Origin of the sequence: Gordonia tangerina (genome assembly GCF_021556435.1) — a bacterium.
Classification (GTDB): Bacteria; Actinomycetota; Actinomycetes; order Mycobacteriales; family Mycobacteriaceae; genus Gordonia; species Gordonia tangerina.
The window spans coordinates 52991-67818 of the sequence record NZ_JAKGCU010000007.1 but is presented as its reverse complement, the minus strand read 5'-3'; the positions used below and the strand labels follow the sequence as shown (position 1 = coordinate 67818).

At 66.8% G+C, this 14828-nt stretch carries 14 protein-coding genes and 1 pseudogene; 6 read left to right on the top strand and 9 right to left on the bottom strand.

Features of this window, described 5'->3' with window-relative positions:
* The first annotated feature begins 3 nt into the window (after window positions 1-3).
* Complete coding sequence (locus L1892_RS10265) at window positions 4-507, top strand: MarR family transcriptional regulator (protein WP_235723491.1); 504 nt, start codon at window positions 4-6, stop codon at window positions 505-507.
* Between the two features lie 180 nt (window positions 508-687).
* Here L1892_RS10265 and mmsB read toward each other — a convergent pair whose 3' ends face one another.
* Genes mmsB through L1892_RS10250 form a run of 3 tightly spaced genes read right to left on the bottom strand, consistent with a single transcriptional unit; the run spans window position 688 to window position 4345 of the window.
* Window positions 688-1557: a 3-hydroxyisobutyrate dehydrogenase gene (gene mmsB, locus L1892_RS10260; RefSeq protein ID WP_235723490.1), complete on the bottom strand. Its 870-nt coding sequence runs from the start codon at window positions 1555-1557 to the stop codon at window positions 688-690.
* Between the two features lie 44 nt (window positions 1558-1601).
* A complete protein-coding gene (locus tag L1892_RS10255) occupies window positions 1602-2768 on the bottom strand; it encodes an acyl-CoA dehydrogenase family protein (protein ID WP_235723489.1) in 1167 nt (388 codons plus the stop codon).
* 38 nt (window positions 2769-2806) lie between these two features.
* Window positions 2807-4345, bottom strand: a complete 1539-nt coding sequence (locus tag L1892_RS10250) for a CoA-acylating methylmalonate-semialdehyde dehydrogenase (protein ID WP_235723488.1) — start codon at window positions 4343-4345, stop codon at window positions 2807-2809.
* Between the two features lie 200 nt (window positions 4346-4545).
* Between L1892_RS10250 and L1892_RS10245 the strand changes: the two are divergent.
* Window positions 4546-5008 (top strand): annotated as a pseudogene (locus tag L1892_RS10245) (flavodoxin family protein).
* Here the strand turns inward: L1892_RS10245 and L1892_RS10240 are convergent.
* Window positions 5001-5861: a DMT family transporter gene (locus L1892_RS10240; protein ID WP_235723487.1), complete on the bottom strand. Its 861-nt coding sequence runs from the start codon at window positions 5859-5861 to the stop codon at window positions 5001-5003. The pseudogene L1892_RS10245 and the gene L1892_RS10240 overlap by 8 nt on opposite strands.
* A 105-nt stretch (window positions 5862-5966) precedes the next feature.
* On the opposite strand from L1892_RS10240, the gene L1892_RS10235 reads away from it, so the two are divergent.
* Window positions 5967-6263: a hypothetical protein gene (locus L1892_RS10235; RefSeq protein ID WP_235723486.1), complete on the top strand. Its 297-nt coding sequence runs from the start codon at window positions 5967-5969 to the stop codon at window positions 6261-6263.
* On the top strand, window positions 6260-6745 hold the full coding sequence (locus L1892_RS10230; RefSeq protein WP_235723485.1) for a SixA phosphatase family protein: 486 nt from the start codon (window positions 6260-6262) through the stop codon (window positions 6743-6745). The genes L1892_RS10235 and L1892_RS10230 overlap by 4 nt, the downstream gene beginning before the upstream one ends.
* Before the next feature lie 111 nt (window positions 6746-6856).
* Here the strand turns inward: L1892_RS10230 and L1892_RS10225 are convergent, their stop codons facing one another.
* The 5 genes from L1892_RS10225 to L1892_RS10205 all read right to left on the bottom strand — a co-directional run bounded on the left by L1892_RS10225 (window position 6857) and on the right by L1892_RS10205 (window position 12884).
* Complete coding sequence (locus tag L1892_RS10225; protein ID WP_235723592.1) at window positions 6857-7780, bottom strand: esterase/lipase family protein; 924 nt, start codon at window positions 7778-7780, stop codon at window positions 6857-6859.
* Between the two features lie 47 nt (window positions 7781-7827).
* The gene (locus L1892_RS10220; RefSeq protein WP_235723484.1) at window positions 7828-8952 is read right to left on the bottom strand and encodes a DNA polymerase IV; all 1125 of its coding nucleotides are present in this window, start codon (window positions 8950-8952) and stop codon (window positions 7828-7830) included.
* A 430-nt stretch (window positions 8953-9382) separates the two neighbouring features.
* Complete coding sequence (locus L1892_RS10215; RefSeq protein ID WP_235723483.1) at window positions 9383-10117, bottom strand: hypothetical protein; 735 nt, start codon at window positions 10115-10117, stop codon at window positions 9383-9385.
* A gap of 302 nt (window positions 10118-10419) precedes the next feature.
* Entirely contained in the window at window positions 10420-11217 is a 798-nt protein-coding gene (locus L1892_RS10210; RefSeq protein ID WP_235723482.1) for a carbon-nitrogen hydrolase family protein, read from the bottom strand.
* A 5-nt stretch (window positions 11218-11222) separates the two neighbouring features.
* Window positions 11223-12884: a flavin monoamine oxidase family protein gene (locus tag L1892_RS10205; RefSeq protein WP_235723591.1), complete on the bottom strand. Its 1662-nt coding sequence runs from the start codon at window positions 12882-12884 to the stop codon at window positions 11223-11225.
* Between the two features lie 163 nt (window positions 12885-13047).
* On the opposite strand from L1892_RS10205, the gene L1892_RS10200 reads away from it, so the two are divergent.
* Window positions 13048-13422 (top strand): VOC family protein, encoded by a 375-nt coding sequence (locus L1892_RS10200; RefSeq protein WP_235723481.1) that lies wholly within the window; start codon window positions 13048-13050, stop codon window positions 13420-13422.
* Window positions 13423-13486: 64 nt separating this feature from the next.
* Window positions 13487-14824, top strand: coding sequence for a type I glutamate--ammonia ligase (locus tag L1892_RS10195; protein WP_235723480.1), 1338 nt, complete (start codon window positions 13487-13489; stop codon window positions 14822-14824).
* Window positions 14825-14828: the final 4 nt, after the last annotated feature.

The following is a 14828-nucleotide window of genomic DNA, read 5'->3' as shown; positions in this document are numbered from 1 at the left end:
AGCATGGCAGGCCGCAGCATGCGTTTCGACCCGATCGCCGAGGCACGACAGAACTGGGCGGACGCCGGGTGGGGGGACGTGGCCGACGGGATGGTCGCGGTGACCTCGATCATGCGAGCGCATCAGATCCTGCTGGCGCGCGTAGAGGGAGCGCTGCGTCCGTACGATCTGAGTTTCTCGCGCTTCGAACTTCTTCGCCTGCTGGCCTTTTCACGACAGGGCGCGCTACCGATCACCAAGGCGAGTGATCGGCTGCAGGTGCACGTCACCAGCGTGACGCACGCGATCCGTCGGCTGGAAGAGGCGAAACTCGTCCGGCGCGTCCCCCACCCCACCGACGGACGCACCACCCTGGTGGAGATCACCGATCTCGGTCGTTCCACGGTGGAGGATGCCACCGCGACGCTCAACGTGGAAGTGTTCGGTGCGGTCGGGATGACCGACGACGAGATGGACTCGATGGTGAAAGCCATTCAATCGCTACGGCACAACGCGGGCGACTTCTGACGACAGAATCTGCTGTCGGTGTCCATCCGGATCACCTCTGAGCCTGCTCGGATGGATTATCCAGCCGACGGCGACGAGCGGTGATGCTCACGGACATGATCCAGCGTCCGGGTCGCCGAACGAGGATCGACGAGCGCAGCGAGGAGGACCGGAGTGAGAGCGGACCCGGCGCCATCCAAACTAGTGCAGGGTCTTGATGATCGCGCTGAAGTCGAGGTCGCCGTGCTGTTCGGCGAACGACTTGTAGATCTGCGCGGCGTGGGTGCCGAGTGGGGCACGGGAACCGGTGCTGCCGATGGCGTCGAGCGCCAGGCCGAGGTCCTTGTTCATCAGCGCCGTGGCAAAGCCCGGCTTGTAGTCGTTGTTGGCCGGTGAGGTCGGCACGGGTCCCGGCACCGGGCAGTTGGTCTGCACGGCCCAGCAGTTGCCGGTAGCGCCCGTGATGACGTCGTAGAGCGCCTGATCGGACAGACCCAGCTTCTCCGCGAGCACGAAGGCCTCGCCAACGGCGATCTGCTGCACCGCCAACACCATGTTGTTGCAGACCTTCGCGGCCTGTCCGGCCCCGGCGGCACCACAGTGGATCACTTTGCCCGCCATCGGTTCCAGGGTGGGCCGCGCCGCGGCGAAGGCGTCGTCCTCGCCGCCGACCATGAAGGCCAGCGTGCCCGCGGTCGCACCTTTGACGCCTCCTGAGACCGGGGCGTCGAGCTGGGCGAAGCCGTGCTCGGCGGCCTGCTCATGGATGGCCCGGGCGTCGTCGACGGAGATGGTGGAGCTGTCGATGAATAGCGCACCGGTCTGGGTGGCGGGCAGGATCTCGGCATAGAGGCTCTTCACGATGGCGCCGCTGGGCAGCATGGTGATCACCACCTGAGCTGCGGCCACCGCTTCCACGGCGGTCGGGAACGTCTCGACTCCGTTGCCCTGCGCCGTCTTCACCGCCTCGGGCACCGGATCGAAGCCGTGCACGGTGTGTCCGGCCTGTACGAGGTTGGCGGCCATCGGGCCGCCCATGTTGCCGAGCCCGAGGAAGGCGATCGTCGTCATTGTCGAATCTCCCAGTCTTGTGCGTTCACCCAGTGGTCTGCAGTTCAGTTGTCCCGATATCGGGTGGCGATCGATCGGCCGACCACCACACGCATGATCTCGTTGGTGCCTTCCAGTATCCGATGCACCCGTAGATCGCGGACGATCTTCTCGAGACCGTATTCATTGAGGTATCCGTAGCCGCCATGAAGTTGCAGCGCCTGGTCGGCCACGGTGAAACAGTTGTCGGTGACGAAGCGCTTGGCCATCGCACACTTCTCCACCTTGTCCGGCGCGTCGTTGTCGAGCGCCGAGGCGGCCTGCCACAGCATCAACCTCGACGCCTCCAGCGACGTCGCCATGTCGGCGAGGGTGAACCGGATGGTCGGTTCGTCGATCAGCGCGCCACCGAACGCCTTGCGCGAGGCCACATAGCTTGCCGCACGATCGAAGGCGGCTTGGGCCCCGCCCAACGACGACGCGGCGATGTTCAACCGTCCCCCGTTGAGTCCGTTCATGGCGATACCGAAACCGATCCCCTCCTGCCCGCCGAGCAGGTTGGCGGCCGGCACCCGCACCTCGTCGAGGATGACCTGCGCGGTGGGCTGGGCATGCCAACCCATCTTTCGCTCCTGGGCGCCGAAACTCAGTCCGGGCGTGTCTTTTTCGACGATGAACGTGGAGATGCCCCGGGGGCCGCTGTCGCCGGTGCGAGCCATCAGGACGTACACGTCGCTGGCACCGGCGCCGGAGATGAACTGTTTGACGCCGGTGAGCACGTAGTCGTCACCGGAGCGCACCGCCCGCGTCGCCAACGCGGCGGCATCCGATCCGGCGCCCGGCTCGGTGAGGCAGTAGCTCGCCACGGCCTCCATCGATGCCATGCGCGGCACCCACTGCGCCCGTTGCTCATCGGTGCCGTACTTGTCCACCATCCATGTGCACATGTTGTGGATGGACAGGAACGCCGCGACCGCGGGATCGGCGTAGGCGAGCTGCTCGAAGATGCGCACGCCGTCGAGACGGCGCAGACCGCTGCCGCCGACGTCCTCGGAACAGTAGATGGCGGCCATGCCGAGTTCGGCGGCCTCGCGGAGTTCGTCGACCGGAAAATGATGACCCTCATCCCATTCCAGGGCGAAGGGCGCCAACTTCTTGGCCGCGAACCCGGCGGCGGTCTCGACGATGACGCGCTCGTCGGCGTCGAGACCGCTGTCGGTGATGATCGTCATGCGAAGGATGCTCTCTTACGTCGCGGGTACCGAGGACTTCAGTCCATCGTCGGGATGACGAACTCGGCGCCGTCCTTGATGCCCGAGGGCCACCGGGACGTGATGGTCTTGGTCTTGGTGTAGAACTGGATCGACGCCGGGCCATGCTGGTTCAGGTCGCCGAAACCGGAGCGCTTCCAACCGCCGAAGGTGTAGTAGGCCACCGGAACCGGGATCGGGACGTTCACGCCGACCATGCCGACGTTGACCCGCGCGGTGAAGTCGCGGGCGGCGTCACCATCCTGAGTGAAGATCGCGACACCGTTGCCGTACTGGTGATCCGACGCCAGCGCGAGCGCCTCTTCGTAGTCACCGGCACGCACGATCTGCAGCACCGGTCCGAAGATCTCGTCGGTGTAGGACGTCATGTCCTTGGTGACGTGGTCGAACAGGGTCGGTCCGATGAAGAAGCCGTTCGAGATGTCCTCGTCGCCGTAGGACTGGTCGTCGCTGGTGCGTTCCCGACCGTCGATGACCAGTTCGGCGCCCTCCTCGACGCCCTTGGCGATGTAGCCCTTGACCCGCTCGAGCGCGGCGGCCGTCACGAGCGGCCCATAGTCGGCCTTCGGGTCGAGGCTGTGGCCCACCCGCAATGCGTTGACCTTGTCAACGAGCTTGGTGCGGAGTCGTTCTGCGGTCTGCTCGCCCACCGGGACCGCGACACTGATGGCCATGCAGCGCTCGCCGGCGCTGCCGTAGCCGGCGCCGATCAGCGCGTCCGCGACCTGGTCGAGGTTGGCGTCGGGCATGATGATCATGTGGTTCTTCGCACCACCGAAGCACTGCGAACGCTTACCGTTGGCAGCGGCGGTCGAATAGATGTACTGCGCGATGTCGGAGCTGCCGACGAATCCGAATGCCTGCACGTCGGGGTTGTTCAGCAAGGCGTCGACGGATTCCTTGTCACCGTGCACGACCTGGAAGACACCGTCGGGCAGTCCCGCCTGGCTGAAGTACTCGGCGAGCTTCACCGGCACCGACGGATCCCGCTCGCTGGGCTTGAGGATGAAGGCGTTGCCGCAGGCCAACGCCGGACCGGCCTTCCACAGCGGAATCATCGCCGGGAAGTTGAACGGGGTGATACCGGCGACCACGCCGAGCGGCTGCCGAACCGAGTGGACGTCGATGCCCGCGCCGGCCCCCTCGGTGAATTCACCCTTGAGCAGGTGCGGGATCCCGATGGCGAACTCGATGACCTCGATGCCGCGCTGGATGTCACCCTTGGCGTCGGCGTGGGTCTTGCCGTGTTCCATCGACAGCAGGGTGGCGAGTTCATCGGCGTTCTGGTTGACGATGTCGACGAACCGCATCAGCACTCGCGCACGACGCTGTGGGTTCCAGGCGGCCCACTCGCGCTGCGCCTGCACGGCGGTGGCGACCGCGGCGTCGACCTCGGCGGTGGTGGCCAGCGGCACCTTGGCGGCGACCTGCCCCGTACTGGGATTGAACACGTCGGCGAAGCGGCCGTCGGTGGCCGGCACCGCGGCACCGTTGAGGTAATGCGGGATGGAACGGACGGCAGCGTCTGTAGTGGACACGAGGAGATCACCTGATTCGAGAGTCGGGGCAATGCCGGCAGGACCGGCTTCCGCATCAATAGTAGGACATCCAAGTATTTTCGCAACCCCCTCCCACCTGCGGGTTGTCCATTCCGAGATGGTTAGGGTAGCCTCACCTCGATAGTCTGGCTTGTGGAGTTGTGTCTCCCGAGAGCGCGACATCGAAAGGGGTACCAGCCATGTCCGTCGTCATCCTCTACGGCACCGAGACCGGCAACTGCGAATTGGTTGCCGACGCCATCGCCGATGTGCTCGCCGCCGAGCACGATCCGTCGATCTATGACATGAGCGAGTTCGCGGTCGAGGATCTCGACCCGGCCGATTTCCTGATCGCCGTCTGTTCCACCTATGGCGAAGGCGAGCTACCCACCGGCGCCGAGCCGTTCGCCGACGAGCTCGACGAGGTGAACCCCGACCTGACCGGCCTGCGATTCGCACTGTTCGGCCTCGGTGACACCCGTCTACGGCGAGACCTTCAATCGCGGCGGTGAGATCATCGCCGGCATGCTCGTCTCCCGCGGCGCCACCCAGGTCGGCGAGCATGCGCGGCACGACAACTCGTCGGCGATCAAGCCGGCGAAACTTGCCGAGGAGTGGGCGCGGGGAATCAGCGGTCTGATCGACCCGGTGTCGGTCAGCTGAGGCTCGACCCGTCCGGCCGGTGAGCGCGGTGCGCGATCTCCTCCGCGCGCACCGCGGCGAGCTTTGTCAGTTCCAGGACCGCACGCACCATCACGGCGAGCACCGCGCCGAGGAACAAGGCCGTGGGCACCGAGACCTTGAGGTTCTCGCCGAGCAGCGCCACCCCGAGTGCCATGGACACCGCCAGTTCCATCACGGTCAGAGCGGGAAACGACGTCTGCAGCTCACCGGCGCCGAATGCGCGCTGCTGCATGAAGATCGCCGCTACTCCCACCACCGCGAACAGGTAGAGCTCGGGATACAGCAGGGCGCGGTTGAGGTCGTGGATCAGACGCACCGCGACCGCCTTCACCAGCAGCGCCGAGACGCCGAACAACGTACCCGCCGCGATCCCGTAACACAGCGACTTGTAGTGCCGGTTGGATCGCTCGGCCACGATGACACAACAGAGCACGCCCACGATGACCGCGCCGACGGTCACCACCACCAACAGCTCGTCGGGCCGTCGCGCCGACGGTTCGGGGCGCGAGATGGCCAGGAACACGGTCACGCAGGCGACCAGCACCGCACCCCACGCCCACTCGATCCGCAGCGGCCACCGATGGTCGGCCCAGGCCTCCATCGGCAGCGCGAACAGGATGGCGAGCACCACCAGCGGTTGCACCAGCAGGATGGACCCGAGTCCAAGCGCGGCGGCCTGCGCCCCGAATCCGGTCACTGCCACGACCGCACCCAACCACCAGCCGCGCGCTATCGCCCCGCTGGCATAGGAGGCCCGCTGACGCATCACGGTGCCACCTGCGATCAGAACGGCCGCCGTCACCGACAGCAGCGCGGGAACCCAGGTATGCACCCGGCCCACCTTAGCGATCGCGTCCCACGGTTCAACCATCCTGGAAGTACGCTGCTCACGGTGTGGATACCGCACCTTGTCGGCTCCGCGTCGTAAGTTGGGATCATGCGGTACCAGTCCGATCTCGAACGCCTGATGACCCTCGACGGCGACACCATCACCGTGGTGTGCGCGTCGCCCGATGCCGTGGTCGGCCTGATCGACGAGGCTGTCGACGAGTACATCGAATTCGACGAGCTTGCCGACGAGCACCTGGCGTCGGGCGCCGACGACGAGGCGGCCTACTGCCGCCAGGAGGCCGCCGCGTGGCGTGCCACGGTGACGCTGCTGCGCACCATCGCCCACGATGTCGGCGCCACCCGTGACGCCGCGATGCGCCGGCCCGACAGCGGTGCCGCATGAGTCGCACGCTGGTGCTGATGCGACACGGAAAGTCCGGATATCCGGCCGGCGTCGGTGACCATGACCGACCACTGGCCGACCGCGGCCGGCGTGAGGCGGCTCTGGCCGGACGCTGGATGACCGACGAGGGCCTGCGCATCGACGCAGTGATCTGCTCGACGGCCACCCGCACCCGGCAGACCCTGGACCGTACCGGCGTCGACGCGCCGGTGGTCTACGTCGACGACGTCTACGGCGGGTCGCCCGACGAAGTACTCGAGGCCGTTCGGGTGCACGCACCCGCCGATGCGTCCACCGTGCTGGTGGTCGGCCACGAGCCGGGAATGCCGGCCACGGCACTGACCCTCGATGCCGACGGCTCCATCGAGCGCTTCCCCACCTCCGCCTACGCCGTCGTCACCGTGGGCACCGACTGGGATCGTGTCGGACTCGGCGTCGACCCCGACGCCCGACTCGTCGGCGTGCGCATCCCGCGCGAGTGACATCGCGCGTCCAGCGATCTTGCGCGCGCGAAACTGCGCGCGCGAATGACCGCTGGGCGCGCGACGATGCGGTGTCGAGTCCGCGGTGGCCACTCGATCAGCACGTCCGCCTCAGGCGCCGGTGAAGGGGGGCACCGCCACGCACGGCACCGGCGGCGCGTGGGTGGGGTCCAGGGCGCCGAGTACCAGCGCCGCGCTGCGTCGGTTCGAGGTGATCGAGGCGTGGTCGGAACGATCGATCGGGCAGCCGTCCTGCACGACGACGTTCCTGACGTCGGTGCCGGGCGGGCCGTCGAGAATCCCGTTGCTGTACGGGGTCACGATCTCGTCGTCGCGGGTCACGATGTTGGTGTAGGTGACGCCAGGCAGATAGGGAGTCGGTTGCCGCACTGCCTGATTGAACGACGTGTCCGCGGGTGGTGCGACGCACTCGGGGCATGCCGGACGCGAGGGCCGCCCGATGCCGAGCGCCCGGCGGAACGTGTCGATCGCCTCGCCGCGACTGTCGTCGGAGTCGGGATCCTGTCGCCAGTACGGCGCCAACGACACATAGTGGGCGACCTTGTCGCGCCCCCCGAGATATTTCATCCAATACGTGGGGATCTCGGTGCCCTGCGAATGACCGACGATGTCCACCTGACGAGCATCGGTCGCCGCCATCACGTGGTCGGCGAACGCCTTGACCTGCCAGGCGCTGTCGACCTTCGGCCCCAGTCCGCCGAGTGCCGAGGCCGGCCACACCGTCGACAACGACCCGTAGGTGAGTGCGAACACGCAGTAGCCGGCGTTGTGCAGCACCGGCGCCAGCGTGGCCCAGTTGGTCTGCCGCCCACCGCCGGTGCCGTGCACCAGGATCACCGGACGCGGATGGCTCCGCGACGGCCGGCAGCCGAAGTCGTTGGTGCCCGGCAGCGACCCGCCCGGGTGGGAGAGCTCGGCACCGATACCGGCGGTGAAGTCGTAGACGACCGGCAACGGGCGTGGAGTCGCTGCGGCCGGGGCGTGGGACACCGCAGCGATTCCCGCGGCCGCCATGACCGCCGTGCCGACGAGGACCATCACCGGCCACAGCCATACCCGCATCAGTCGTCCTCCTCCGGCATCACCAGATCGCACCGCACGCCGAGCAGCCGCACGGGACGCTCGAGTTCGAAGGCGCCGAGCAGTTCGCCGACGACCGGCGCGATGTCGTCGTAGCCGGTGGTGGGCGCGGCGAGCTTGCGCGACTTGGTCCGCGTGTAGAAGGTCGTGGTCCGCACCGTGACGGCCACCCGGAACACCACGCGCTCCTCGGCGACGATCTCGGTCAACAGGTCGCGGGTCAGTTCCAGAGCTGCCGAGCGCATCTCGTCACGATCGGCGAGATCGGTGGGATAGGTGCGTGACTTGGAATGCGAGCGGGCGAGCCAGGGTTCCTCGGTGATCGTGGCGTCACCGCCGCCCCGGCACAGCACGTAGAGCCAGTTGCCCTGATGGGGACCGAAGATCTCGATCAGCTGCTCGCGCGGGGTGGCGATCAGTTGCTCGACGGTCTCCACCTCGTGTGAGCCGAGCTTGGCGGCGGTTTTGGGCCCCACGCTCCACAGGTCGCGACAGGGCCGGTTGCCCATCAGGGCCAGCCAGTTCTGTTCGTCGAGCAGGTAGACCTTGTCGATGTCGAACGCTGCGAGTGCCCTTGACACCGGTTCCGGCTTCTTCGCGAAACCGGTGGCCATCTTGGCGCGTTGCTTGTTGTCGGAGATCCCGATAGAGCACTGCAGGCCGGTGCGTTCGAACACGTCGGCCCGGATGCGCCGGGCCAGTTCGCCGATCGAGCTGCGGTCGGCCACGGCTGGTCCGTCGATCGGCTCGACACCCAGATAGGCCTCGTCCCAGCCCCACACCTCGAGCGGATGGCCCGAGGCCCGCAGCACAGCCATGACGTCGGCGGAGGCCACATCGTAGGCGGGTACGTCGAGCGGCAGGTAGACCGCGTCCGGCATCTTGCGATGCGCTGCGCGCAAAGGCATCCCCGCTCGCACGCCGACCGCGCGCGCCTCGTAGGAGGCGCATGTGACGACCTTGCGTGCCTCGGTCGGGTCCCCGTTGCCGCCCACGATCACCGGCACGCCCACGAGCTCCGGACTGCGCAGTCGCTCGACAGAGACCTGGAACTGATCGAGGTCCACATGGATCAGCCATCGATGACGTCGTGCTGCATCGACCACCCGTTCAGCCTACTGCGCCACCTGGACTGCACACCCGGTTCGGCGACTGCGTCGGGTCGGGGCGACCGGTTGCCACGGCAGCACGATCGACCCGACCCGACCCCTCGAACGACGCCCTCCCCTGCGTCGACGTGTGCTGGTCGAGATCCGTCGGACGCGGCAGCACGCCCGTCCACCGAAATCGACCGATCCGCGGTCAGCAGAGCGCTCGACACACTGCGCAGCGACGCCCCGTCGGTGCGTCCATCGCACTCTGACGGGACAAATAAAACCCTCTGACATGCGCAGATGCCATCCTCAACCCACCTACCGGAAAGTAGCTTACCGCCGCGTAACCTACGCTAGGGTAAAGCCGCCTACTTGTAAAGTGGTTCGCGGCACACTGAGTGAACATTCGTGACCCGAACCACGATCACGAGAACATCGCAGGTCAGTTCGACGCTCGGCCCGAGAGGCGCAGCGCAGAGTGCGCCAGGCCGATCGCCCGGCAGCCCTCACCCAACGCATCCGGGTTGTAATCGAGCAGCGACGACGAGCGGGCGTCAGCGCACCGTCGGTCGAATGGCGCCGACCATCGGGTGTGGTCCGGATCGGCGAAAAAGGCACTCGCCTTGCTCAGATAGATCGGCAGCAATCCCGCGCACGATCCGTCGAGCACCGGCACCGCCGCGCTCAGCACTGCACGCAGCAGCGCGCGGTCGCCGTGGAGGGGTCGCGGACGCAGATGCAGTGCACGCGAGGCGGTGTGACAGTTGGTCGGATCGGTCAACGAATACACCGCGACAAACGCAAACGCGACGCGCACGATCGCGAGCCCCTGCGGATCCGCCGCCCAACGCGACTGCCCGGCGATGAGCTCGAGCGCCCGGACCGGAAGCGAAGCGGGGATCTCCCTCAGATCTTCTGCTCGACAATTCTTCTCGTCGATCTCGTCAGCGGCCATCTGCTTCAGGACGCCGATCCGATGAGCATGCTTGCGCAGCATCGCCGACAGCGCGATCGACGCGTCAAAGCTCAGCGCGAACTCCTGCGGAGCATCGAGCAACGCATCGAGGCCGGGAATGACGATGAGCTCTTCGACCTCGACCGCCTCGAGCAACGCTGATGGCCTGCGCACCGAGCCATCGACCCGGCCGCGGATACGTGTGGAAAGTGTGTCGGGCATGATCCCCCTCATCGGACGTGCAGATGCCTGCGTCATACCCAGCCCCGACACCAGGAGCATGACGACCCGAACGGCGGTCGACGCGCATAGTGGCGTCGACGTCGAACAATCTCAAACCGCTTGCCGGAGATGACGGAACCCGTCGACCACCGCCGACCGACCCCGCTACCGACCCCCTGCACACCAAACGCTACTGGCCAGTAGGTTCGATGCGTATCGCTACCGTAGGGTACGGACGGCCGACTGTCCAGAGTCAATTTCCCCTCAGGTGTAACGCATTTGACGCCCGGCGCCCACCCCGATCAGCACACGTCCGTCCTCAGATCACGCAGATATGGATACGTCTCGCGCGACTCCTCGAGGGTCGGGCGATCGAGGTCGACGACGAGCAGCTCCGGCTCGAGTCCAGCCTGCGCCAGCACCGCACTCGTCGGGCTCACCACCGTGCTGCGGCCGCCGTAGACCAGATCGCCTTCTGCACCACAGTAATTGGCGTAGGCGAGGAAGACCTGGCTTTCCAGCGCGCGCGCCGGCAGCAACACTTCCTGCACAACGTCGTAGTCGATCATATTCGCAGTGGGCACGCAGATCAGGTCCGCTCCCCGCCGCGCGCAGGACCGGACCAACTCGGGGAACTCGACCTCGTAACAGGTCAGCAGACCCACTCGCCACCCCGCCCACTCGACGACGGGCGGGCGTGACGAGCCCGGGGCCACCATGCGGCGATCGATGTCGCCGAAGAGCTGAGTCTTGTGATGGGTGGCGATCGCGGACCCGAGCCGATCGACGAGACGGATGGCATTGAACCGCCGACCGTCGGGGGCAAGCTCCACGCAGCCGTACAGGATGGCGATGTCGTGGCTGCGCGCGATGTCGCGGACCCGTTGGGCCACTGGGCCGTCCGGGGCATCGGCGAGCCGATCGGCCGCATCGGGACCGATGGCGTAGCCGGTCACCACCATCTCCGGGGCGATCAACAGCTGCGCTCCGCGCGCCGTCGCCACAGCCGCCGTCGCATCGAGGCGGGTCAGGTTGGCTTCGACCTGAAGCGGCCGGGATTCGCACTGCCACAGCGCTATTCGTACATCGATGTCGGCCACGACGCTCACCCGCCGATGTCGATCGGCCCGAGTTCGGCGTAGCGGTCGCCCGGGCCGGGATTGTCGGGATGGCTGCGGCCACCGAAATGATTCAGCACGCCCCAGACCGCGTTGAGCGCGGTCTGCACCGCCCCCTCGACCCAGGCCGGCATGAACGAGACGTCGTCGCCGGCGATGAAGATGCCACGCTCGGCCTCGGGCAGGCGTTCCTGGCCGTAGAAGTGTCCGTACATGCGGGTGTTGTAGCGGTAATGCCCGGGCAATGCTCCCTTGAAAGCGCCCAGGAAATGCGGTTCGTCCTCCCAGGACACGGTGATCGGTCGCCCGACGATGTGCTCGGCGATGTCCACGTCGGGGTAGATCTTGCGCAGGGCATCGAGCATCAACGACACCCGCTTCTCCACCGGATGTGGCAGCACTTTGAGTGCATCGCTCATCCAGCTATAGCTCAGGCAGATCACCCCAGGACGGTCGGGGCCGTTGTCGAACAGGTAGGTACCCCGGGTCAACCGGTCGGTCAGCGTCATGCTCAGCACATCGCGGCCGGTCGCCGGGTCGCGTTCGGTCCAGAACGGTCGGTCCACCATCACGAAGGTCTTCGACGACTGCATGTAGCGCGTCCGATCCAGGGCCATCCACAGGTCCTGGCTGAACAGGCTTTCATCGCAGTCGATCTCGGTGGACAGCAACCACGCCTGACAGGTCGCCACGACGGCCGGGAACTCACGGGCGTCGCCCCAGCGGTCGACGACCTCGATCCGGCCCGGCGCGACACGGCGGATCGCGGACGCACCTGCCCGCGGCACTCCGCTGTGCAGCGACGACAGACTCGTCCCGACCGGCCAGTACCGGATGCGGGCCGGACTGTCCGACCAGAGCCGCCGGGGCACCTGCTCGACCCCGCCGACGATCAGGTGCTGCTCGGTGTCACAGTTGGTGACCACCACGCGCAGGATCTCCAGCATCGAATTGGCGAAGTCGGAATCCCATCCGCCGGTGCCGAATCCGACCTGTCCGAACAGCTCGCGATGCCGGAAGGTCAGCGACCCGAATTCGTCGGAGGTGGCCAGAAAGTCGTAGAAGCTGCGATCATCCCAATCCACCACCAACCGGTTCCACAGGTCCTTGAGCCGACCGGTGTCGCGGTTGCGGATGGCATCCTGCAGCGCTGAGAACCCGGCAACGCGTTCGAGTGCGCTGTCCCAGGCCTTTTCGATCTCGGTGTAGATGGGCGGAAGATCGGCGAGGGTGCGGGCATAGAGCGTCTCGCCGCCCAGGTCGATGACCGTCGAACCGGCCGCCGGCGTCAACGGATTCGGGAACGGCCGCGACCGCAGACCGAAGGTGTCGACGTAGTGGAAGAACGTCGACGACGAGATCGGGAACCTCATGCCGCCGAGTTCGGCGACTTCCGGCTCACCGGGCACGAAGTGCTCGCTGCGCAGGCGACCACCGATGCGTTCGGGTTCGTAGACCACCGGGCGCAGGCCGATCTTCATCAGCTCGTAGGCGGCCACCATCCCCGCCATCCCGGCGCCGATCACGGCGACCTCCGAGCCGAGCGCGTCGGCGGGCACCGACCCGATCCCGGCCGGATGCGTGATCCAGTCGTCGTAGGCGAACGGGAAGTCCGGACCGTAGATGGTCACCGGCCGATCGGGGTGCACAACGCTCAAGGATATTGCGTGGGCGCGGCATGCGTCGGACACCGCCGAAAAGACGCGCCGAAGGGGAATCTTCTCGGCTCGCGCATCGAGGACCGAATATGTCCTCGATGCCGGTCACACTGAACTCACCCACATTCACTGACCACACACGAGAGGCATCGTCATGGACTGGACACTCGAAGTCGCGTTTCTCCCCGTCACCGACGTCGACCGCGCCAAGGACTTCTACACCCGGATCGGATTCCATCCCGACCACGACCAGTCGCCCAGCGACGACATCCGATTCGTGCAGATGACCCCGCCCGGATCCGCCTGTTCCATCGCCTTCGGCAAGGGCATCGTCGAAGACCCCGGACCCAACGTGGGCCAGTTGATGCTGTGCGTGTCCGATATCAACGCGGCACGTACCCAACTCCTGGACGCAGGGGTCGACGCCAGCGAAGTCGATGTGCAGCCGTGGGGACACTTCGTCTACTTCGACGACCCGGACGGAAACCACTGGAACGTACAGTACCTGCCGTATCGCTACGAGAGTTGACCGCCGGCACGCGCGTCCGCCGATTCGGATGCGGCGGACGCGCGCGGGCACGACACTGAGAGGTATGCAATCGGGCGCACCGGACGGCACAAAGGGTACCGATCCGACCGTTCTCCTCGGCACGATCGTCAACCCCGCAGGTCTGATCCTCGCCAAAACCGTGCCACAGGTCCGCGTGCCGGCGTTTGCCTCCCCCGGGCTCGGTGCCAGTCCGACCTGGCACGCGTTCGCCGCCGATCAGGTCGGTATCGCGTTCACCGATGCCATCGGCGTCGTCGGCGATCAGCGCATCCGTGTCGACCTCGAAGCGATGCACACTCTCGATGCGACCCTGGTATGGGCGCCCGGCGAGTTCTTCGACCAAGCTGGCGCTCCGGTGCCGCAGTGTGCGCGCGGAACATTGCGCCGGGTCGTCGACAGCCTGGGCCGCACCGGTCTGCGCGCGATGGTGGGGCATGAACTCGAGTTCATGCTGACCGGCCCGGACGGACAGCAACTGCCGGCACACCTGTGGGCCCAGTACGGCGCGGCCGGTGTCCTGGAACACGAACAGTTCGTCCGTGAGGTGTTGGCGGACTGTCATGCGGCGGGCCTCGGCGTCGAGCAATTTCATCCCGAGTACGGCCGCTCGCAGTTCGAACTGTCCATCGAACCCCGCGACCCGGTTGCCGCCGCCGATCAGGTGGTGTTGGCGCGGATCGTTCTCGGTCGCGTCGCCCGACGGCACGGATTGCGCGTCAGCTTCTCACCCAAGCCGTTTGCCGACGGCGCCGGATGCGGAGCACATCAACACATCTCGCTGATGCAGGACGATCAACCGCTGTTCTCCGGCGGGCCCGGGCCAACCGGGCTGAGGGCGCTGGGCGCGAACGCGATCGCCGGGCTCGTCGACGCAATGGTCGACTTGCAGGGCGTATTGAGCGGCTCGGTCGTCTCGGGGCTGCGGATGCTGCCCGGACAATGGGCCGGCGCGTTCGCGTGCTGGGGCGTGGAGAACCGCGAAGCTGCGGTCCGCCTCATCCGTTCCGGTCCGGCCACCCCGCGCGGCGCGAACGTCGAGGTCAAAGCCATCGACCCCTCTGCCAACGTGTACTTCGCGACCGCGGCGATCCTCGGTGCGGCGGCTCTCGGCATCGCACTGGAGATGCCGTTGCCACCGGAGGTCACCGTGGACCCGGCAACGCTGACCGACCAGCAGCGCGCCGAAGCCGACATCGCACCGCTGTCAGCGGATCAACGCGCGATCGTCGACACCTTGGATGCTTCGACAACGGTGCGGGCGATCCTCGGCGACCCGGCGGTCGATGCCCTGGTTGCCGTGCGCCGCTATGAGGTGGACAACTTCCCCGACCACACGGCCGACACTCTGACCGAGCGGTTCCGCCTCGCCTGGAGCGTGTGACCTG